Source organism: Paenibacillus sp. FSL R7-0297 (genome assembly GCF_038009025.1).
Taxonomy (GTDB): domain Bacteria; phylum Bacillota; class Bacilli; order Paenibacillales; family Paenibacillaceae; genus Paenibacillus_AQ.
On sequence record NZ_JBBPAQ010000001.1, the window covers coordinates 3,709,153 to 3,729,590 of the forward strand.

General features: G+C 53.4%; 17 protein-coding genes. 15 read left to right on the forward strand and 2 right to left on the reverse strand.

From position 1 onward, the window contains the following. Nucleotides 1-2: 2 nt before the first annotated feature. The 11 genes from MKZ24_RS16195 to MKZ24_RS16245 all read left to right on the forward strand — a co-directional run bounded on the left by MKZ24_RS16195 (nt 3) and on the right by MKZ24_RS16245 (nt 11,802). A complete protein-coding gene (locus tag MKZ24_RS16195; RefSeq protein WP_081956595.1) occupies nt 3-932 on the forward strand; it encodes an ABC transporter permease in 930 nt (309 codons plus the stop codon). 13 nt (nt 933-945) lie between these two features. Continuing rightward, complete coding sequence (locus tag MKZ24_RS16200) at nt 946-1,917, forward strand: ABC transporter ATP-binding protein (RefSeq protein WP_042237752.1); 972 nt, start codon at nt 946-948, stop codon at nt 1,915-1,917. Beyond that, on the forward strand, nt 1,917-2,936 hold the full coding sequence (locus tag MKZ24_RS16205; protein WP_042237750.1) for an ABC transporter ATP-binding protein: 1,020 nt from the start codon (nt 1,917-1,919) through the stop codon (nt 2,934-2,936). Before MKZ24_RS16200 ends, MKZ24_RS16205 begins: the two co-directional genes overlap by 1 nt. Continuing rightward, nucleotides 2,917-3,699 carry a creatininase family protein gene (locus MKZ24_RS16210; protein WP_052416593.1) on the forward strand — a complete coding sequence of 261 codons (783 nt, stop codon included), beginning with the start codon at nt 2,917-2,919 and terminating at the stop codon, nt 3,697-3,699. Before MKZ24_RS16205 ends, MKZ24_RS16210 begins: the two co-directional genes overlap by 20 nt. Before the next feature lie 15 nt (nt 3,700-3,714). After that, entirely contained in the window at nt 3,715-4,941 is a 1,227-nt protein-coding gene (locus tag MKZ24_RS16215; RefSeq protein ID WP_042237748.1) for a trans-sulfuration enzyme family protein, read from the forward strand. Between the two features lie 30 nt (nt 4,942-4,971). Then, complete coding sequence (locus tag MKZ24_RS16220) at nt 4,972-7,437, forward strand: S9 family peptidase (protein WP_340784563.1); 2,466 nt, start codon at nt 4,972-4,974, stop codon at nt 7,435-7,437. A gap of 254 nt (nt 7,438-7,691) precedes the next feature. Continuing rightward, the gene (locus MKZ24_RS16225) at nt 7,692-8,903 is read left to right on the forward strand and encodes a D-alanyl-D-alanine carboxypeptidase family protein (protein WP_442950527.1); all 1,212 of its coding nucleotides are present in this window, start codon (nt 7,692-7,694) and stop codon (nt 8,901-8,903) included. A 186-nt stretch (nt 8,904-9,089) separates the two neighbouring features. After that, nucleotides 9,090-9,443, forward strand: coding sequence for an anti-sigma F factor antagonist (spoIIAA, locus tag MKZ24_RS16230; RefSeq protein WP_036727462.1), 354 nt, complete (start codon nt 9,090-9,092; stop codon nt 9,441-9,443). Further along, nucleotides 9,440-9,895 carry an anti-sigma F factor gene (spoIIAB, locus tag MKZ24_RS16235; RefSeq protein WP_042237747.1) on the forward strand — a complete coding sequence of 152 codons (456 nt, stop codon included), beginning with the start codon at nt 9,440-9,442 and terminating at the stop codon, nt 9,893-9,895. Before spoIIAA ends, spoIIAB begins: the two co-directional genes overlap by 4 nt. A gap of 11 nt (nt 9,896-9,906) precedes the next feature. Then, entirely contained in the window at nt 9,907-10,662 is a 756-nt protein-coding gene (gene sigF, locus MKZ24_RS16240; protein WP_036727459.1) for an RNA polymerase sporulation sigma factor SigF, read from the forward strand. Between the two features lie 603 nt (nt 10,663-11,265). Further along, on the forward strand, nt 11,266-11,802 hold the full coding sequence (locus tag MKZ24_RS16245; protein WP_340784575.1) for an RNA 2'-phosphotransferase: 537 nt from the start codon (nt 11,266-11,268) through the stop codon (nt 11,800-11,802). A 90-nt stretch (nt 11,803-11,892) separates the two neighbouring features. Here MKZ24_RS16245 and MKZ24_RS16250 read toward each other — a convergent pair whose 3' ends face one another. After that, entirely contained in the window at nt 11,893-14,064 is a 2,172-nt protein-coding gene (locus MKZ24_RS16250) for a YDG domain-containing protein (RefSeq protein WP_340784577.1), read from the reverse strand. Nucleotides 14,065-14,376: 312 nt separating this feature from the next. Here MKZ24_RS16250 and MKZ24_RS16255 point away from each other — a divergent pair, with 312 nt between their 5' ends. Together MKZ24_RS16255 and MKZ24_RS16260 are read left to right on the forward strand one after the other, a co-directional pair. Then, nucleotides 14,377-15,957 (forward strand): sigma-70 family RNA polymerase sigma factor, encoded by a 1,581-nt coding sequence (locus MKZ24_RS16255; RefSeq protein ID WP_340784579.1) that lies wholly within the window; start codon nt 14,377-14,379, stop codon nt 15,955-15,957. 203 nt (nt 15,958-16,160) lie between these two features. After that, on the forward strand, nt 16,161-16,889 hold the full coding sequence (locus MKZ24_RS16260; protein ID WP_231637688.1) for a metallophosphoesterase family protein: 729 nt from the start codon (nt 16,161-16,163) through the stop codon (nt 16,887-16,889). 12 nt (nt 16,890-16,901) lie between these two features. Here the strand turns inward: MKZ24_RS16260 and MKZ24_RS16265 are convergent, their stop codons facing one another. Beyond that, the gene (locus MKZ24_RS16265) at nt 16,902-17,837 is read right to left on the reverse strand and encodes an aldo/keto reductase (protein ID WP_340784584.1); all 936 of its coding nucleotides are present in this window, start codon (nt 17,835-17,837) and stop codon (nt 16,902-16,904) included. Between the two features lie 151 nt (nt 17,838-17,988). Here MKZ24_RS16265 and MKZ24_RS16270 point away from each other — a divergent pair, with 151 nt between their 5' ends. Both MKZ24_RS16270 and MKZ24_RS16275 read left to right on the forward strand, forming a co-directional pair. Beyond that, nucleotides 17,989-18,603: a TetR/AcrR family transcriptional regulator gene (locus MKZ24_RS16270; protein ID WP_042237736.1), complete on the forward strand. Its 615-nt coding sequence runs from the start codon at nt 17,989-17,991 to the stop codon at nt 18,601-18,603. A gap of 135 nt (nt 18,604-18,738) precedes the next feature. Further along, nucleotides 18,739-20,433 carry an oleate hydratase gene (locus MKZ24_RS16275; protein ID WP_340784588.1) on the forward strand — a complete coding sequence of 565 codons (1,695 nt, stop codon included), beginning with the start codon at nt 18,739-18,741 and terminating at the stop codon, nt 20,431-20,433. Nucleotides 20,434-20,438: the final 5 nt, after the last annotated feature.

The following is a 20,438-nucleotide window of genomic DNA, read 5'->3' on the forward strand; positions in this document are numbered from 1 at the left end:
CTATGACAGGGTCTACTCTGAGTGGATCACTGGATGGAGCCATCGACGGGCTCGTTGCAGAAGGTAAGCCGTCCGGGTTCGGACTGGGCTGGAAAAGGCTGCTGCGCAGCAAGACCGGAACCTTCGGCGCTGTTCTGGTGCTGCTCGTTACACTGACAGCGCTGCTTGCACCGCTGCTCGCCGGGCAGGACCCGGCTGCGATTGACCCGCTTAACCGGCTGAAGCCGCCGATGTGGATGGATGGCGGCTCTGCAGCCCACTGGCTGGGCACAGATAATCTCGGCCGGGATATGTGGAGCCGGATCGTCTATGGTTCGCGCGTCTCGCTGATCGTAGGCATCGGGGCTGTACTCGTCTCAGGGCTGATCGGCGCGGCACTCGGCTTGCTGTCAGGCTTCTACGGTAAATGGGTGGATGCGGTGATTATGCGGGTAGCTGACTCTTTTATGGCTATTCCGACAATTCTGTTCATGCTCGTTGTGCTGGCTGTAGTCGGTCCCGGACTGACTACGCTGATCTTCGTCATCGGGGTGACAAATTGGGTGTCCTACACCCGTGTCGTGCGCGGAGAGGTGCTTAGCATCAAAGAACGGGACTTCGTCAAAGCGGCGAGATCGGTAGGGGCGAAGAACGGGCGGATCGTGCTTAAGCATATTTTGCCCAATATTCTCTCTTCGTTCATTGTCCTCTCCGGGATGAATGTGGCGACGACCATTATTATGGAAGCCTCTCTAAGCTTTCTGGGGCTCGGCATCAAGCCTCCGGCTGTCTCCTGGGGCGGCATGCTGAGTGACGGCAGACAATATATAGCAACAAGCTGGTGGGTTGCAACATTTCCGGGAATAGCGATTACCATAACCGTGCTCGGTGTAATTTTTCTGGGCGACTGGCTTCGTGATGTGCTGGACCCGCATATGAAGGCGAAAGGATAAGGGGGAATCGGACATGACCCATTTGCTGGAGGTTCGCGGCTTACAAACTTATTTTCAAACTGAAGGAGGGCTGCTCCCTTCGGTGGACGGCGTCAGCTTCTCGGTGGACCGCGGGGAAACCCTGGCGATTGTCGGGGAATCGGGCAGCGGGAAGAGTGTGACCTCCATGTCCATTATGGGGCTGGTGGCTTCACCGGGACGAATAGTGGGTGGAGAGATTTCTTTTGAAGGCAGGGATCTGCTGAAGCTGTCCCGGAGCGAGATGCGGAGGCTGCGGGGCAACGACATCTCTATTATTTTTCAAGAGCCCATGACCTCTCTGAACCCTGTATTCACGATTGGCAATCAGATCAGCGAAGTACTGCGCAAGCATCAGGGACTTGGCAAACAGGCAGCAGCACAGAAAAGCATTGAAATGCTGGAAAAGGTCGGCATTTCGAACGGCAGGAAGATTGCACGAAGCTTCCCCCATCAGCTCTCCGGAGGCATGCGACAGCGGGTTATGATTGCCATTGCGCTGGCCTGCCGTCCCAAGCTGCTGATTGCGGATGAGCCGACCACCGCCCTTGATGTGACTATTCAGGCGCAAATTCTTGATTTGATTGAAACCCTTAGTATAGAGGAGAACACCGGAGTTATTCTTATTACACATGATCTTGGTGTTGTGGCTGAAATGGCGGACAAGGTGGCTGTGATGTATGCCGGTGAAATTGTGGAGGAGGCCTCGGTCTTCGAATTGTTTGAGCATCCGAAGCACCCCTATACAATAGGCCTTTTGGGCTCACTGCCCAAGATAAACGAGCAGCGTGAGCGTCTGGATTCCATTCCCGGCTCTGTGCCGAATATGCTTTCCATGCCCTCAGGCTGCCCCTTCCACCCGAGATGTACTTATGCGGATGAGCGCTGCAGACAGATCAAACCCCGGCTTGAGGAGAAAGCGGCGGGACACCGGGTCAGCTGTCTGAAAGCAGAGGAGGTGCACTGATGAGAAGTCACCGGAAAGAGGTACCCTTGCTGGAAGTAAGGGGGCTGAAGAAGTATTATCCAGTCAAGAAGGGCTGGCTGGGAAGAGAGTCAGGCGCGGTTCGTGCTGTAGACGGGCTGGATTTCCATGTATTTCCGGGTGAAACACTGGGAGTAGTTGGAGAGTCGGGCTGCGGTAAATCTACGATGGGCCAGCTCGTTACCAGGCTGCAGGAGCCTACCGAAGGCGAGATTATTTTTGAAGGCAGAGACCTTGCAGCACTGAGCGAAGGTGAGATGAGGCGGGTTCGCCGGGACCTGCAATTTGTGTTCCAGGATCCTTACTCTTCACTCAATCCGCGAATGAAGGTGTTTGACGTAGTTGCAGAACCGCTGATCGTCCACGGTCTGGCGAAGGGAGCAGAATTAAAAAGGGAAGTCTACCGGCTGCTTCGGGCGGTGGGGCTTGACGAGAATCATGCCGCCCGTTACCCGCATGAATTCAGCGGAGGACAACGGCAGAGAATCGGGATAGCCCGTGCGCTTGCGCTGAATCCGAAGCTGATTGTCTGCGACGAGCCGGTATCCGCGCTGGATGTATCCATTCAGGCGCAAATTCTCAATTTACTGAAGGATCTGCAGGAGGAATTCCAGCTAACCTATATCTTTATTGCTCACGGCTTGCCATCCGTCAAGCATATCAGTGACCGGATTGCAGTCATGTATCTGGGACGGATTGTGGAGATTGCCGAGCGTGACGCGCTGTTTGAGCGGCCGGACCACCCGTATACCGAAGCGCTGATGGCTTCGGTTCCGGTCTCCGATCCGAAGCTGCGCAAGAAGCGGACACTGCTGAGCGGCGAGCTGCCGAATCCGGCGAATCCGCCGCGAGGCTGTGCCTTTCATCCGCGCTGCCCGTATGCGACCGGGCTGTGCCGGGAGCAGGCACCGGAGCTGGTGGAGCATCAGGAGGGCCATTATTCGGCTTGCCATTACCCCCTGCATCGAAAGGAGCATGAAGATGCCGCAAACACCAAGTAATTATTTGAAAGAGATGAGCTGGGCCGCCTTCACGGAACGTAAAAATGAAACGGATCTGGCCATCATTCCAGTGGGGGCCATCGAGCCTTACGGCCATCATCTGCCGATGGGCTCTGACACTCTGGTTGCAAGCAGGCTGGCGGAGCGGGTTGCTGCCCGTACCGGCGCTGTCATTGGTCCGGTGCTGGAGGCCGGGGATTCGGCAATGCTGGATGAATTTCCGGGCACGATTACAATTTCTCCCGAGAGCTTCAAGGGCTATCTGAACGATGTCATGAACAGTCTGCTGAAATGGGGATTCAAGGATTTCCTGTTCTTGAACGGCCATGCGGGAAATGTTGGCATTATCAGCCAGATTGCTTATTCGCTCAGGGAACGCACCGGTATCCGCAAAGCACAGATCGATATTTGGCGCTTCATGCAAACCGTGGACCAGGACGTGCTGCAGTCAGGGGCACTGGCCCATTCTCATGCCGGAGAGGCGGGCACCTCAGTAATGCTGGCGCTGTACCCGGAATTGGTTCACATGGAGCTGGCACGCAGCGTACAGCGCAAGTCGCCGGATGCTTTTCCGGAGATTATGAAGTATGGCAAGCTCTCAGACAACAGTGAATGGGGGACGATGGGCAATTCTACGCTCGCAACAGCAGAGAAGGGCCATCATCTCGTAGATCATGCGGTAGACCGGATGGTACGGTTTCTGCATGAGGAGTGGGGAATCAGGGATAACGCACAGCTGGCAGCACTATCAGAAGAATCATGAAGGAGGGACTGCACGATGGCACACCCAGACTGGCGTTTTGACACCTTGGCTGTCCATGGCGGGCACCAGCCGGATGACCTTACCAGAGCTGTCTCACAGCCCATTATTCCAGCTGTGGCGTATGCGTTCCCGGATACGGATACTGCCGCTGAAGTAGTTGCGGGCCAGCGGGAAGGCACGTATTACGGAAGATACGGCAATCCGACAACGCAGACGCTGGAGCGGAAGATGGCCGAGCTGGAGGGCGGAGAGGAATGCATTGGGCTTAGCAGCGGCATGGCGGCAATCTCTGCCGCACTGCTGGCGTATCTACAGGCAGGAGATCATGTTCTGGTCACTAAGGATGTATATGGCGGCACTTATAATTTTGTTACGTTGATGGCCCCGCGTTTTGGAATCACTCATTCATTTGTAGACTGTACTGATCTAGAGGCAGTGTCTGCGGCTGTTCAGCAGAATACGAAGGCAATATTTGTTGAGACACCGTCCAATCCACTGCTGACTGTGCTGGATTTAAGTGCTTTGGCTGATCTGGCTCATTCCCGCGAGCTTCCGCTGATTGTGGACAGCACGTTTATGACGCCATATCTGCAGAAGCCGCTGGAGCTTGGGGCAGATATTGTCGTACACAGCGCAACCAAATATATCAACGGACATGGCGATGTCGTGGCCGGGCTGGTGATTGGCCGCAAGCCGGTTATTGAATTCATCCGCAAGCGCATTACGGGGGATCTGGGACAGAACCTTAACGCATGGGAGTCCTTCCTGATCCTGAGAGGATTGAAAACTATGGGCCTGCGGGTCCGCACTCATTGTGAGAATGCGCAGAGGGTCGCTGAATACTTGCAGGGGCATCCCTTAATCAGCAAGGTCCATTATCCGGGTCTGGCCGGGCATCCGCAGCATCAATTGGCACAAGTGCAGATGAGGGGCATGGGCGGCATTGTCTCCTTTGAGGTGGAAGGGGGAATGGCTGCAGGCAAGAGGTTCATGGACAGCCTGAAGCTGGCGATGATATCCTTCAGCCTTGGTGATCCGGAGACGCTGGTTCAGCATCCGGCCAGTATGACCCACTGTTCCATCCCTGCTGCAGAGCGGCTGAAATTCGGCATTACCGACGGTTTGATCCGCATGTCTGTCGGGCTGGAGGATGCGGAGGATATCATTGCCGATCTGACGCAGGCGCTTGCTGCATTGCAGCCGGATTATAAGTGCAGCAATGTTGTAGGAACTGGTTCCTGAGTTCGCGTTCAATCTAAGGAGGATCTGCTTATGGGAGCAAAACGGGTTGAACCCGAGACTTTGAGGCAATACCGACTGGTCAGTGACCCGGCGGTACATCCAGCCGGTCACATGGCAGCCTACCTGGTAAAGGAGATTCACCCGGTAAACAATGAGTACCGGACCTATATTCGGGGGGTGTCCCTGGATGGAGATTCAGATACGCTCCTAACGGAGGGCGACAAGGACAGCGCTCCGCAGTGGTCGCCGGATGGAAGCCGCCTGGGCTTTATGCGTGATGCCGGGGATGGACGGCAGGTATGGGCGGTATCACCCTCGGGCAAGGAGCCAGTACAACTGACACATGCCAAGCGCGGGGTCCTCAGCTTCTCCTGGTCACCGGACAGCCGGATGATTGCATATACGGCTAAGGTCAGCAATGACAATCATATAGAATCGCTTCCCCCCGAGCAAGCCAAGTCGCTGGAGAACAGCCTTGGCCGAGCTTATGAGCGGACGATTCCGAAGGCTGAAGGCGCGGGCTGGTGGGACGGCTTGTATTCCCATCTATTCCTGCTCTACACCGGCAGCGGCAAGGTTGTCCAACTGACCTCTGGGAAGTATAATGCCGCGCAGCCGGCATGGTCGCCGAATGGCCGGGAGCTTGCTTTTCTGACGAAGATTGTGGACGAGGAGGTGCAGGACCCTGATCTGCTGCCCTTCAATGATCTGTATACGATGGATCTGACCGACATGAGGGTTAGAAAGAGATCATCTTCGACTCTGAATATCAGCCAATTCACTTATTCTCCAGACGGCAGCGCGTTTGCACTTATCGGAGATGACCGCACCTATGGGAGCGGAACCCATAACCGTCTGTATGCTTTGCCCGCTGAAGGAGGCACGCCGGAGGCCTTCCATGCCGAGACGGAAATGCAGCTCGGTAATTTTGTGTTGAATGATGTGAAGTCAGGCATGGCGGCTCCGGGCCCTCTGTATTTGAATGGCGGGACTGATCTGTATGCACTGGGAACTTCACAGGGCGGGGTTCATCTATACCGGTTCGTCCGGAATGAAGCTCCGGTGGCTCTTACAGCTGGTGAGCTGGATATTCATCAGATCTCCGCTGCTGCAGATGGCCCCTATGTGGTGGCTGCCGCCATGGATAAGAGCGGACCTGCAGAGTTGATCCGTGTTGATACCCGGACGGGCGAAGTGTTTGGATTAACGAACATGAACAAGACGCTGATGGGCAAGTTACACGTGATTCTTCCGGAGCCGGTTGCTGCAGATACAGCAGATGGCTATAAGATCCATGGATGGATCATGAAGCCGCAGAAGCTGGCAGAAGGGCAGAAGGTGCCGCTGATTCTGGTCATTCACGGCGGCCCGCATGCCATGTATGCACCAGCCTACAGTCATGAGCTTCAGGTGCTGGCTGCAGAAGGCTATGCGGTATTGTTCGCCAATCCCCGGGGCAGCTTCGGTTACGGTCAGGATTTCGCCAAGGCCTGCCGCGGGGATTTCGGAAATGGCGACTATCAGGACCTGATGGATATCGTGGATGCGGCTGTTGCGAATTATAGCTTCATTGACGAGAATCGGCTGGGCGTAATGGGCGGGAGCTACGGCGGCCTGATGACCAATTGGATAGCTGGACATACCACCCGTTTCCGCGCTGCCGTCTCGCAGCGGGGCATCTCCAACTGGTTATCCTTCTATGGGCTCAGCGACATTGGGATCACCTACACAGAAGGAATTGCCGGCGGCAATCCATGGGACCATGCGGAGCTGCTGTGGTCCAGATCTCCTCTGGCCTATGTGAATCAGGTGAGAATTCCAATGCTGATCATGCATGGGGAGCAGGATCTCCGCTGTCCTGTCGGACAGTCGGACGAATGGTATACCGCACTGAAGCGTCTCGGGAACCCGGCCCGTCTGCTCCGTTATCCCGGCTCAGGCCACATGTTCCTTAAGCTGGGCAAGCCTTCTTACCGTGTACAGGCCCTGCAAGAGGTTAATTCCTGGTTCAAGCAATATTTGACCGGAGGTGATGAGATGAAGCAGAGAATGCAGCTTCCGCTGCCCCTTGCTCTGCTGCTTGAGAACGTCCGGAGCAGCGGAATGCCGGAGCAGACTGTGATTGACAGTTTGAGGACAAAGGATTTTTCAGCTGTGCAGAGCTTACTGGCTGAACCCGGAATGGACACCCGGGAACGCGCACAGCTTGCTGAAGACATGCATGTGGATTGGAAGCAGGCGGTCCGGGAAGGATATGAATTCGGATTCCTGCATACCAATGGACTGAAGAAGCTGCTGAGGTTCCGGTTCCGGCTGATCGAGAATGAGGATTATGTGCAAGAGGGAGCAAGTCTGAAAGGGCTTGAGCTGACCAGGGAACAGGCGGAGACGCTTCATACCCTAATTTACCGGCAGTGGAATGTGGTAGAAGAAGGACCGGCTGCGGGAGAAGATTCAAGGAATTATACGCTGCAGAGTAAAAGCGAACTTGTATAGTGAAGCAGTCCAGGCAAATGCCTTTACTCGGAATAAACATGAACTAAAAAAGTTATTCTATAACTACAGCCCACATCTTGCTGACAAGGTGCGGGCTTTTTAACGCTTCATGCAGCGTGAATTATATGGAGCTGATTCTAGTGTTATTTGCTAAGCTCCTTTTTTCTGCGCAAAAATGGAATAATTTCCTGCACTTTTGACGAAACTGGAACACAGTACCTGTGAAATGAAGGTTAACGTTCAGGAGGGGAACCATTGTGAGAAAAATTCGTTATGTAACGCTTGCGCTGTGCATCGCTGTTTCGGTTCTGGGAGGGGCATCCGGCGCTTTTGCTGAGGAAAAATCCAAAGGCACTGCCAATGCTGGCAATACCGGAAGCACTGCAGTTGACCTCGCACCCGGGGCACGTTCTGCCATTCTAATGGATGCCAGCACGGGCACGATCATCTACGAGAAAAACAGCCATGACAAGCTGCCGCCGGCCAGTATTACCAAAATTATGACTATGCTGCTGACCGTGGAGGCGCTGGATGAAGGCAGGCTGCAGCTGACCGACAAAGTGCGCACCAGTGAGTATGCTGCATCGATGGGCGGTTCTCAGATTTTTCTGGAGCCGGGTGAGGAAATGACGGTGGATGAAATGCTGAAGGGCATCGCCATGGCTTCCGGCAATGACGCTTCTGTAGCGATGGCGGAGAAAATCGCCGGCTCGGAGAGCGCTTTTGTGGATCTGATGAACCAGAAAGCTGAAGCCTTGGGTCTGAAAGATACCCACTTTGCCAACTGCAATGGACTGCCGGCAGCGAATCATTATTCATCTGCGCATGACATCGCCGTAATCAGCCAGGAACTGCTGAAGCATGAGCGGATTATCAAGTACACCGGCTCCTATCAGGATTACCTGCGCAAGGATTCGGCCAAGCCGTTCTGGCTGGTCAATACGAACAAGCTGGTGCGTTTCTATACAGGCGCTGACGGCCTGAAGACGGGGTATACGGCTGAAGCGAAGTTCTGCCTGTCCGCAACTGCGGCCAGAGACGGACTGCGTGCCGTTGCGGTTGTACTGGGTGAGCCGAATACCAAAACACGCAACAGTGAAGTGTCGTCGATGTTCGATTACCTCTTTTCCCAATATAAGCTGCATACGATTCACAAGGCGGGGGACCCCATCGGCACAGTGAAGATTGAGAAGGGCGTGAAGACGGAGCTGCCGCTGACGGCGAAGGAAACTTACAGTGTATTACTCAAAAAAGGAATTACCCAGGAGGGTATCCGGCATGAGCTGGTGCTGGAAGAAAACTTGAAGGCTCCTGTGGCCGCAGATCAGACTGTCGGCAAGCTGGTCGTATATCAAGGGACTGACGTGCTGAAAGAATACGAACTGAAGGCAGGCGAAGATGTGGCTAAGGCAGGCTGGTGGAAGCTGTTCAAGCGTACAACGGGGTCGCTTTTTACCATTGATTAGAGCTAGTGATTAATTTCTTGCATTTTGTAGATTCGTCCCATGCTTTATGTAAGTTCTTAGGGGTTTTCTTCTAGTTTTGTCGTGAGGCAGGAATCCTCAATTGCGGTGTAGAAAACCTTGTCCTTGTAGGGGAAAGAATGGTGTTACAGGGCGGTTGTCCAAGCAACGAAGAGGAGAGTGGCAAGGATGAATTCTCATGTGGAGATGGAGCATCACCGGGGTGTGCTGATTGTCCGTTTGTCTGGTGAACTGGATCATCACGCAGCCGATTATGTACGTATGGATATGGATGAAGCGATTATGCGGGGCCAGGTGGAGCATCTGATTCTCAGCCTCAAGGAGCTGCAGTTCATGGATAGCTCAGGCCTCGGAGTCATTCTGGGAAGGTACAAGCTGATCCGCAGCAAGGGCGGCAAAATGGCAGTCTGCGATGCCACAGCACCCGTGAAGCGCCTGCTGGAAATGTCGGGCCTGTTCAAGATCATGCCCCTATATGACGACGAGAGCGCTGCACTCTCGGATTTGGAGGTTGCGTTATGACAAATAGTGAAGCTCGTAACTTCATGAGCGTCCAGTTTGCCGCACTGTCGGAGAATGAATCATTCGCACGTGTGGTAGTGGCATCTTTTGTCTCCAGGCTCGATCCGACCATGGAGGAGCTGAATGACCTGAAGACGGTTGTGTCGGAGGCGGTCACCAACTGCATTATCCACGGATACGACAGTGATCCTGCAGGAGTGGTCAGCATCTCCGCTTCCATTGATGTTGAGACGGTGCATTTGACGATTGAAGATCAGGGCAAGGGCATTGAGGATTTGGAGCTGGCCCAGCAGCCACTGTATACCTCCAAGCCGGAGCTAGAGCGGTCGGGCATGGGTTTTACCATTATGGAGAATTTCATGGATGAATTCGAAGTTACCAGTGAACCGGGACGCGGGACCTCCATTTCAATGAAGAAAACCATCGTCTCGAAAAAAGCTTTATACAATTAGGGGTTGGAGCCATGGATGCAGAGTCAAAAAAAGCTCCGCCGACCTATTTGGACGATGCGGAGGTCAAACGTCTAATCGCACTCAGTCAAGCCGGGGATCATACGGCCCGCGACACGCTGGTCAATTGCAATATCCGCCTCGTCTGGTCGGTGGTGCAGCGGTTTATGAACCGTGGATATGAACCGGATGATTTGTTCCAGATCGGCTGTATCGGACTTCTGAAGTCCGTTGATAAATTCGACCTCAGCTATGAGGTCAAGTTCTCCACCTATGCGGTGCCGATGATTATCGGCGAGATCCAGCGGTTCCTCCGCGATGACGGCACACTCAAGGTCAGCCGTTCACTCAAGGAAATGGCCAATAAGGTGCGTAAGATGAAGGATGAAATGTCCAAAACGCTCGACCGCCTGCCGACCATCGGCGAAGTGGCGGAGGCGCTGGGCGTGACACCCGAAGAAATCGTCTTCGCCCAGGAAGCCAACAAGCCGCCGACTTCGATCCATGAGACGGTCTTCGAGAATGACGGCGATCCGATCACACTGATCGACCAGATCGCCGACGAGTCGCAAGAGCGCTGGTTCGACAAGCTTGCCTTGAATGAGGCCATCGGAGCCTTAACCGAGCGCGAGCGCCTGATCGTCTACCTGCGCTACTACCGCGACCAGACCCAGTCCGAAGTCGCCAGCCGCCTCGGCATTTCGCAGGTTCAGGTGTCGAGGCTGGAGAAGAAGATTCTCGCGAACATCCGTGAGCAGATCGCGCAGTAGGCCGGAATCAAGGGTTCAGCAGCGATGCAGCAGTCAAACAGCCCCGTCGTTGGCGTTAACCGCCAGGGTGGCGGACTGGAAGTACAGTTGAGCATGAATAGGGTATGAGGATGTACAGTGACGGGTGCAAGGAACGGCAATGTGTGCAGGATGCAAGAGGCTGCCTCGGGAGGGGCGGCTTTTTGCTGTGGACAGGACGCCCAAGACAATGGAACCGCCGCCGCTAATGTGACCATTGCCGCACCGCCACCGCGTTAGTTACCGCCGCCGATACGTTCGCCTTTGCCCACCGCCAGTCATTCTCGCCGCTGATGTCACAGCCATCTCTCTATTAAGACGCTGCCCCCGTCATCAATATCAGCCAACTTCCGCCTCCACCGCCCAAAATGTTGTTTAGAGCTAACACATATCGGATTCTGAGTCCGCGTGCTCCGCAAATCCGTCTGATTAGCTGAAATAGCGGAATTTCAGTCCTCCTCTCCCCAGCCGAAGGATTATATATAGCCTATGCCGTATTATGTTGGGCAGCGTTACCTATGATAAACTCGTAATCAGATATGTTATTTTTGACGCCAATGCGGCATTTTAGTGAGGAGGTCTGATATGGATTATTCGAAGGTCAGTAAAGAGGTTTCATATGCACTGCGTCACGCGCCTTGGGAGTATGAACTGGAATTAGATGATGAGGGCTTTGTAGAGATACAGCAGCTATTAAGCGCACTGCGCCTTGAGCAACAATGGAATTCAGTAACTGCAGATGATCTGGCTAAGATGATAGAGGTATCGGCTAAACAGCGGCATGAGATTGTGGAGGGCAGGATAAGGGCGCTATATGGTCACTCTGTGCCTCAAAAGATAATTAAGCAGAATGAAACCCCACCCCCCGTTCTGTACCATGGGACAGCCAGGCAATGGGTGGAGACGATTCTGCACGAGGGCCTTAAACCAATGAAGAGACAGTATGTGCATTTCTCGGTTGATACCGAAACAGCAAAGCTGGTTGGAGGCCGTAAAGATTCTAATCCTGTGATCTTAATAATTGACGCCGGGCGGGCAGCGAACGAAGGAATCAAGTTTTACCAAGGCAATCATAATATCTGGTTAGCGGACTACATCCCGCCTGAATTCATTTCTGACTAGTACCGCTCCATCATCAAAAAGCGCCCCAGCCAGCCGGTTTACGGCTCGCGGGACGCTTTTATCTTTTAACAAGTGTTCACATATCTCTGCCTAAGGCGCTACAATTACACCTATGGAAATCATATAATTCCCTGGTGCCAAATAGTTCGCGGCATCGTCCCCGGATAAGGTGTAGACTACGGTGATGATTTTGCCGCTGCCCACAGCAGCGTCGCTGTAAGCCGCCGTTGCGCTGACCGTTACATCATCTCCCGGAAGGACTCCAATCAGAGTGCCTGGAGTAACTTGCGCTGATAGCGTTCCGTCAAAGAGCTTGGACTCCGTGATGGCTGGTGGGGTAATGTCTAACTGCAAGGCAGTGATAATCCCCGTGCTTATGGTGTAGCTAACAGGCGGGAGATAATTGCCAGCGTCTGGACCTGTCAAAATGTACGAAATAGTTATGATTTTATTCATTCCTACATTGACATCGCTGTATTCACCAATACCTTCTACTGTGACGATATCACCAGGTTCGATTCCGGTCACAGCCCCGGCAACCACTGCCGCCGCAGTAGTTCCATCATAGACTCTGGACCGTGTAATCTGGTCCTTATCAACTTCTCCATTCGTAGCGATGTAGTTCACAGGTGCAATATAATTTCCGGCATCAGCACCGCTAAGTGTATAGACTACAGTTATGGTCTTGCCCGTACCCACTGCAGAGGTATCATAGTTGGCAACGGCGCTCACACTGACATCTTCGCCGGGGATTACTCCAACGAGCTGACCAGGGATAACAGCTGCCGTGGTTGTTCCGTCCTTGAACTTCGCCAAGGTCAGATCCGGAGCCCCGACGGTCAATGGATTCAGCGAGATGATCCCCGTATGTACGGTGTATGGGGCTGGAGCAATATAACTGGCTGCCTGGGCTCCGCTTAAGGTGTAGATAACTGTTATAGTCTTGCTGATCCCGGGCACCGCGCTGCTGTAAGAAGCGGATGCATGCACTTCTACTACGTCACCGCTCAGCACGCCTTGCAGAGGACTTGCGGTTACCGCTGCGGTGGCAGTGCCATCATAGGTTCTGGACTCCGTCAGTGAGGCCGGAGCATCTAGGGACAGCTCAATGGCTATAACCTCAATCGTGCTTGAAGGGATTGAAATATTGCCGGAGCTATCTACAGCATATACAACATAATGATCTGCAGGCAGGCCCTGCGTGTTCAGCTGGGAATAGACGGAGGCAGTTACCGCCAGCTTTATCCCGTGGTCAGCTTGGACAGAATTCTCCAGACCGGTTGGGCTGACAATTACTGTAGAAGGGACCAGATACAAATAACCCGCTTCGTTACTTGTCCCGTATACATTGTCTCCTACAGTAACGGCTCCAAGAGTTACACTTGTAAGGATCGGGGCTGTCGTATCTGCCGGATCAGGAGTCACAGTCGGAGCCGCTGTAGGTTCTGATGTTGCTGTAGCTTCCGGTTCTGGTGCTGCTGTAGGTGTGGAGACAGGTGTGGACGTTGGAACTGAAGGAATATCGGGGTTCCGGGGAGGTGAAGGTGTAGCCGTCGGTGAAGCTGTTGGACTGGCTGCCGGAGAGGCAGTTGCCGAAGGGGTGACCGTGCCTGTATTATCCGGTGTACTGGCCGGTGCAGCCTCAATGGCCTTAGTCCTAGTTAATGATACTACTGCTTCCGCGCGTGTAATATCCCTGCCGGGCTTGAAGCTGTTATCTTCGGAATACCCTTTCATGATCCCTGCGGAGGCTACTGCATTTACAGAACCCAGTGCCCAGGCGGCAATATCCTTGGAATCGCTGAAAATAGCGCTGGTCTGCGCTGCATCCAGCTTCAATAACCGGTTGATGATTACTGCGGCTTCCTGTCTGCTGATGGTCTTGCCTGTACCGATGGTCCCATCTGAATATCCGTTGACATATCCGGCTTTGACTGCTTTGGCAACCTCGGCGTAGGCCCAGTTGCTTGAAGAGAGGTCCGTATAGGAGACAGCCGCAGTTTCAGTGAACCCAAACGCACGATTAATCAGCGCCATGAATTCGGTTCTTTTCAGACTGTTATCCGGCTTGAAGCTGCCGTCGGCGTATCCCTGAATGAACCCGTTTTCAACCCATTCCGTCACTTCGTTCTGAGCCCAGTGGCCTGTGATGCCTGTTAATGAAGGTGCTGCCGCGCCAAAAGCTGTTCCAACCGAAGAAGAATAAAGTGCGGTAACAATCATTAGTGTGGAGAGAAAAAGTCTGCCGGGTTTAGGGTTCAATGTTATGCCTCCTGAAATTTGTATTGTCTCCGATGAAATAAGCTGTTGTTATTCGCGTTAAATATCCTCCCAGGCTCCAAGATTTGCTAAATGAAATAATAGTAACACACATTATTAAAAATTAATTAGAATAAAATTAGTTTGTATAAATTTAATTTATCAAAATATAAACCTGACACTGGTCAATAAACTAAGGGCATGTAGCATAGATAGGCTAACGCGGATCTTGAACAATGATTTGTAACCTTTTCCTCTTGGAATGGCACTTATCCTTAGAACAGATGAAAATACAGAAATGAGGTTCGCAGGCTTATGCTGCAGTGGATTGAAGAAGCACAGAAAGGGGACGCCGGAGCATTCAGGCAGCTGACAGAGCATGTCCGGGGTATGGCTTACGTAGTGTCTTACCATATGCTGGGAGATGTTCAGCTGGCGGAAGACGCGGTGCAGGAGGCATTTATTGAGGCGTATATGAACCTTGGGAGTCTGCAGGAGCCGGCGGCGTTTCCGGGCTGGTTCAGAACCATTGTGGTCAGGCAGTGCCACCGGTTGCTGCGGCGCAGACACCAAACACTGCTGCCGCTAGAGGCAGCAGTACATGTCGCCGGGTCTTCTCCAGGCGTTGAGGAAATTGCCGAACGCAGAGAATGGGCACAGGTGCTGCATAGCTCGGTGGCAGAATTGTCCGCCAGGCTGCGGGTACCGCTGCAGCTGTTCTACTTCTATGGCTATTCGCTACAGGAGATTTCCGTTTATTTGGGAATTCCGGCCGGAACGCTGAAGAAAAGGCTGTATGACGGCAGACGCAAGCTGAAGGGGGCTTTTCCCGTAGCCGATCTTGCGGCCGCATTGAATCTGTTACAAGAGGGAGGACAGCGTATGCTGCATATTGTGAACGGTGATTTCGTTGGAGATAAGCTGAAGCAGGGGATTGTCCAAGGAGATGTGCTCGTATGGAGAGAAATCTACACGGCGGGGCCGATATTCATGGATCCGTCGTCAGTGCAGGAGCGGCGGCTGCGGGCGGAGGTTCTGCAGGCCACACTGGGAATTCCGGCAGAAGAATATATGAAGGGCTGTGAGGAGCAGGAGCGCATGCTCAGCGGATTTCAGCGTTATGATGAAGTGGTCCTGTGGTTTGAGCATGATCTGTTCGACCAGAGTATGCTGGCCTACCTGCTGCACTGGTTCAGCAACCGGAAGCTGGGCAGCACGAAGCTGAGTCTGCTCTGCATCGGGGAATTTCCCGGAATTGAGCTGTTCCATGGTCTGGGCCAGCTTACGGCAGACCAGCTTCAGACCTTGTCCGGAACCTGGCAGAATATCGGCACGGAGGAGCTGAAGCTTGGGAGCAGGCTATGGCAGGCATATGCATCTCCAAACCCCCGGCAGCTGGCACAGCTCCTGGAAGAGAGCAAGCCCGAGCTGGCCAAATCCGCGTTTTCTTTTGCCTATGATGCCTTTAAGCTTCATCTCTCACGTCTGCCTTCAATTGATAACGGTCTTGGTATTGCCGAACAGACGACGCTTGAGGCTGTGGCTGGCGGAGCGGATACGCCCCTGAAGCTGTTCCGTCAAGTTACAGATGCACTGCACCGACTGGGAATGGGAGACGTGGAATACTGGAAGGTTCTTCGCACGCTGACGGCTGGAGAGCATCCTCTACTTATTATTGAGGGTACGGCAGAAATTACAGACTACAGAGAAGTACCGGAATTCCTGAACCGCACAGTTATTATGTCAGAGCTGGGGGAGAGGGTATTGGCCGGAACAGCGGATAGAGTGAGGATACAAGGTATAGATGAATGGTACGGCGGGCTGCATCTGCAGGGGCATGAGGTGCCTTGGCGCTGGGACAGCGCTGCTGAATTACCAGTGCAGGTCGGAACGTAACACAGAGCGAATAGTATTGGATGAAGAGGTTTCCCGGCTGAGCGGGCTAACCTCTTTTTTCTGCAGGCTGCTGTCCGCATAACCGCTTACAACCGGTTTTCAGCAGCAGGGCCGTGCGGAAATCCGGGTTTATCAGTATAATTAATATTCTGAGTGTAAGGCTTCTTATGAAAAGAAGAGGAGGAACGAGTATCAGAACTTTAGTGATTAGTGACATTCATGGATGCGTGGAGGAATTCAACCTGCTGCTCCGCAGAGCCAACTATATCCCCTCCGAAGACCAGTTAATTCTGCTTGGTGATTATGTGGACCGGGGGCCGGACAGCAGGGCGGTGGTTGAGCAGGTGAAACGTCTTGCGGAAGAGCACGGTGTTATCGTGCTGCGGGGCAATCATGACCAGATGGCGTGTGATGCGCTGGCCGGTGAAGATGACAAGCGCGATACACACTGGATTACAGGTGGAGGATTTCATACCTTGCTGAGTTATTGCGGAGGCCGCGATTCGGTCCTGCTGCGCCCGGATTCAGGCTGGAAGGAGTATGCGGAGATGAAGGAATATATGCGCCGCGAGTATCAGGAGCATCTGGATTTTCTGGGTACGCTGCCTTTCTATTATGAAACGGACACCCATGTATTCGTCCACGCAGGAATTGATCCTTCTCTTGCCGACTGGACAAGCCAGCGGGAGTATGATTTCATCTGGATTCGCGAGCCGTTCTACAATCATCCGGTAACCTCTACCGCAAAGACGGTCGTATTCGGCCATACCTCCACGGTAGATTTGCAGGACGGGGCAGGAATCTGGTTCAGCCCGCATGGAGACAAGATTGGCATTGACGGCGGCTGTGTATATGGAGAGCAGCTGAACTGTCTGGAGATTAATGAAGACGGGTATAAGACCTATTCAATCCGGTTTGGCGAAAAGGAATAACTGCAGCCGCGATTACCAGCCCAGCTGCTGATTCCGGATCTCCTTGTCCCACAGCTCCTTGAGCCTCACCACATGCTCCGCCGGCATCACCTCATGGCTTGCGGATATATTCTCGGCCAGCTGTGTGCTGCTGCGTACTCCGGGAATAACGGTGGTGACCTGAGGGTGAGCAAGGATGAAGCGCAGCGCAGCCATAGTCATGGTCGTCTCTTCGTCCGTTATGAACCGGATGCGATCCACCAGGGCCGCGCGTTTCGCGATCACCTCCGGAGACCAGCGGCTTCTTACCCCTTCGAAGGTGCTGCTGCTGTCATATTTGCCGGAGAGCCAGCCGGAGTCCAGAGGGACCTTGACGATAATCGCTATGTTTCTCTCATGGGCCAGCTCGAAAGCTTCCGCCGTTTCCTGGTAAAAGATATTGAACATCACCTCCATAACGCCGATATCCGTATGGCGGATGACCTCCAGCATTTCCGGCACGGAATCGACCGAAACTCCGTAAGCGAGAATTTTTCCTTCGGCCTTTAGCTTGTCCAGCTCGTCGTAGTGACCGTATTTGCCGTCCAGCTGCTCAAAAGGCGGATTATGAATCAGCACGGAATCCACATAATCCGTCTGCAGACGCTGTAAGCTGCCTTCGACGGAGGCCCGAATGTGGTCCGCATCAAAGCTGGTGCTGCCATCTGCCCTGTGACCGAATTTGGTGTTGATCACAGCACCTGTGCGTCTGCCGGATAGGGCTGCTCCGAGCAGGGTTTCACTGGCACCGTGCCCGTAACCCGGGGCGGTATCGAAGAAATTCATGCCGAGCTCCAGCGCTTCATGCACCAGAGAGACCGCTGCACGATCCTCCATAGCCTCCCAATCCTGCTTGTTCCCAAGCTGCCAGGCACCGAAGCCAATCTCCGATACAGTCTTTCCCGTATTGCCGTACCTTCTTCTATTCAAGCGTATCCACTCCCGTAAGGTTATTATGAAAACCTGCTCTTAATTGGTTATAATTGGAACATCTATACCGTATTGTAGAACCTTGAAGCCTAATAAGCAATGCAGTAAATGCAGAAGTCTGGTTAAGTTCTACTGCAGTAAGGGGGAAGAAATGTCCAATTCACTGTTAACCAAGAACGCTTTAGCCCGGTCACTCAAAAAACTCATGCTCGCAAAGCCCCTGAACAAAATTACGATCCAGCAGCTTACAGCGGATTGCGGCGTGACCCGGCATACGTTTTATAATCATTTTCAGGATATCTACGAGCTGCTCGGCTGGGTCTACAGGTCAGAGGTAATTGAAGGGCTGGAACCCTACCGCTGCTGCGCCGGCTGGAAGCAGGGATTTTTAAGCGTCCTGCGGTACATCGTGAGTAACAAAACCATCTGTCTGAACACCTTTCATTCGCTTGGACGCGAGCATTTGGAACAGTTTCTGTACGGAGTTATTTATGGTGTCATGATCAGGGTAGTGGAAGAACTGGACGGGCAGGAGCAGGATCGTGAAGGACAAAAACAGATACCGGAACAGGGGAGAAGCCAGGCCAGACAGGACATTGCCGATTTCTACACACTGGCTATCCTTGAACAGGTGATCCACTGGCTCAAAGCAGGGGCAAATACCGACCCGGCCGAAATGGTGGAGAAGGTAGCGCGGATTATGGAAGGAAGCATCGCCCGGGGCCTGGAACACTACCAGGCTGCCGCCGCCCACCCGGCCCAGTGAAATGACACAATCTACGGCAGATGTGTAATCCCTGTACAGTCACGCCAAGCTGTCCATAGAATTCATTGTTCACGGTGGGTATAGTGAAGGCAGTTAGCAGGCACTTATCCCCAGATCATGGAAGGAAGAGGACATATGGGTACCTATCAAAGAATTCATCCGCTGGTACAGGAAGGCATCGCTTCACGTAAGGCATATCTCGTAGGAGGGGGGATCGGCTCGTTGTCGGCAGCCGCTTTCCTGATCCGTGACGGCCATATGCCGGGGCGCAATATTCATATCCTTGAGCAATCAGCGGTCTATGGCGGCTCGATGGACGGGGCAGGGAATGCGAAGGACGGCTACAGCGCCCGCGGCGGACGCGAGATCGAAGAGCATTTTGAATGCTTCATGGAGCTGTTCGGCTTCATTCCCTCATTAACGAATCCGGACCGGACGGTGCTGGATGAATTCCGTGAGCTGAATCTGGCAGAACCGATCGAATCCCACTGCCGTCTGGTAGAAAAGGAAGGGCAGCCCGCCGATTTCTCAACGCTGGGGCTCTCCACTGCACATGCGCTGCAATTGGGCAAGCTCACTCTGGCGACGGAAGAAAGACTCGGAGCGGTGACGATCGAGCAGTTTTTTGACCCGACCTTCCTGGAGACGAATTTCTGGTATTTCTGGCGCTCAATGTTCGCCTTCGAGAATTGGCATAGCGTAGTTGAGGTGAAGCGTTACATGGAACGTTTCATGCACCTGATCTCCGGGATGAACCAGCTGAAGGGAATCCTGCATACCGAATACAACCAGTTCGATTCACTGATTCTTCCCTTGATGAAATGGCTGGAAAGCCAGGGGGTCCATTTTGACAAAGGACATCAGGTAACAGATCTGGAGCTTGATTTCACCGGCGGGGAGAAGACCGTAACCGCTATTCAGCTGCTCGTAAACGGAACACCGAAGACCCTCTCAACAGCACGCGGAGATCTGGTCATGGTCACCAATGGCTCGATGACAGAGAATTCTACCCTGGGTGATCTGGACCATCCGGCGATCTTGAACCGCTCTGTTACGGAACGCGGCTGCTGGAGCCTATGGGAGAAGCTTGCCGCGAAATCTCCGGATTTCGGCCACCCGGAAGTGTTCTGCGGGGATATCGACAAGTCCAAGTGGCTGTCGTTTACGATGACCTTTACCGACGACGATATTGTATTCCCGTATCTGCTTGAGCTGACCGGGGATGCTCCCGGTATGGGCGGCGTTGTGACCATCAAAGACTCCAGCTGGATGATGTCCTGGACCGCACCGAAGCAGCCGCATTTCATTAACCAGCCGGAGAATGTGAAGGTGCTCTGGGCCTATGGATTATTCCCGGATGCCGAAGGCGATTATATCAAGAAGAAAATGAGTGACTGCAGTGGACGCGAGCTTCTGGAGGAGCTGATGTACCATATCGGTCTGAAGAACCGCATTCCGGAGATTCTGGAGCATACGACCAATGTTATTCCTTGTATGATGCCTTATATCACTTCACAGTTCATGCCGCGTGTCGCAGGAGACCGCCCGCAGGTGATTCCGCAGGGCAGCACCAATCTGGCCTTCCTCGGCCAGTTTGCCGAAGTTCCGGACGACTGCGTCTTTACCGTAGAATATTCGGTCCGCTCCGCGATGATGGCAGTGTACAATCTTTTGGCGCTCGAAAAAGAAGTGATTCCTGTCCATCCGAGTAAATATGATGTTCGGGTGCTGCTGACAGCGCTCAGAACCTGCCTTGGCAACAAGCCGCTGCCGCTGGATATGACGCTCGGCCAGCTGCTGGCCGGAACGGTGATCTCCAAATTAATATAAAAGGT

Bases quoted from the DNA above. Each gene is read 5' to 3' on its own strand.
- MKZ24_RS16195 (WP_081956595.1), top strand. From the start codon at position 3: ATGACAGGGTCTACTCTGAGTGGATCACTGGATGGAGCCATCGACGGG.
- MKZ24_RS16200 (WP_042237752.1), top strand. From the start codon at position 946: ATGACCCATTTGCTGGAGGTTCGCGGCTTACAAACTTATTTTCAAACT.
- MKZ24_RS16205 (WP_042237750.1), top strand. From the start codon at position 1,917: ATGAGAAGTCACCGGAAAGAGGTACCCTTGCTGGAAGTAAGGGGGCTG.
- MKZ24_RS16210 (WP_052416593.1), top strand. From the start codon at position 2,917: ATGCCGCAAACACCAAGTAATTATTTGAAAGAGATGAGCTGGGCCGCC.
- MKZ24_RS16215 (WP_042237748.1), top strand. From the start codon at position 3,715: ATGGCACACCCAGACTGGCGTTTTGACACCTTGGCTGTCCATGGCGGG.
- MKZ24_RS16220 (WP_340784563.1), top strand. From the start codon at position 4,972: ATGGGAGCAAAACGGGTTGAACCCGAGACTTTGAGGCAATACCGACTG.
- spoIIAA (WP_036727462.1), top strand. From the start codon at position 9,090: ATGAATTCTCATGTGGAGATGGAGCATCACCGGGGTGTGCTGATTGTC.
- spoIIAB (WP_042237747.1), top strand. From the start codon at position 9,440: ATGACAAATAGTGAAGCTCGTAACTTCATGAGCGTCCAGTTTGCCGCA.
- sigF (WP_036727459.1), top strand. From the start codon at position 9,907: ATGGATGCAGAGTCAAAAAAAGCTCCGCCGACCTATTTGGACGATGCG.
- MKZ24_RS16245 (WP_340784575.1), top strand. From the start codon at position 11,266: ATGGATTATTCGAAGGTCAGTAAAGAGGTTTCATATGCACTGCGTCAC.
- MKZ24_RS16255 (WP_340784579.1), top strand. From the start codon at position 14,377: ATGCTGCAGTGGATTGAAGAAGCACAGAAAGGGGACGCCGGAGCATTC.
- MKZ24_RS16270 (WP_042237736.1), top strand. From the start codon at position 17,989: ATGTCCAATTCACTGTTAACCAAGAACGCTTTAGCCCGGTCACTCAAA.
- MKZ24_RS16275 (WP_340784588.1), top strand. From the start codon at position 18,739: ATGGGTACCTATCAAAGAATTCATCCGCTGGTACAGGAAGGCATCGCT.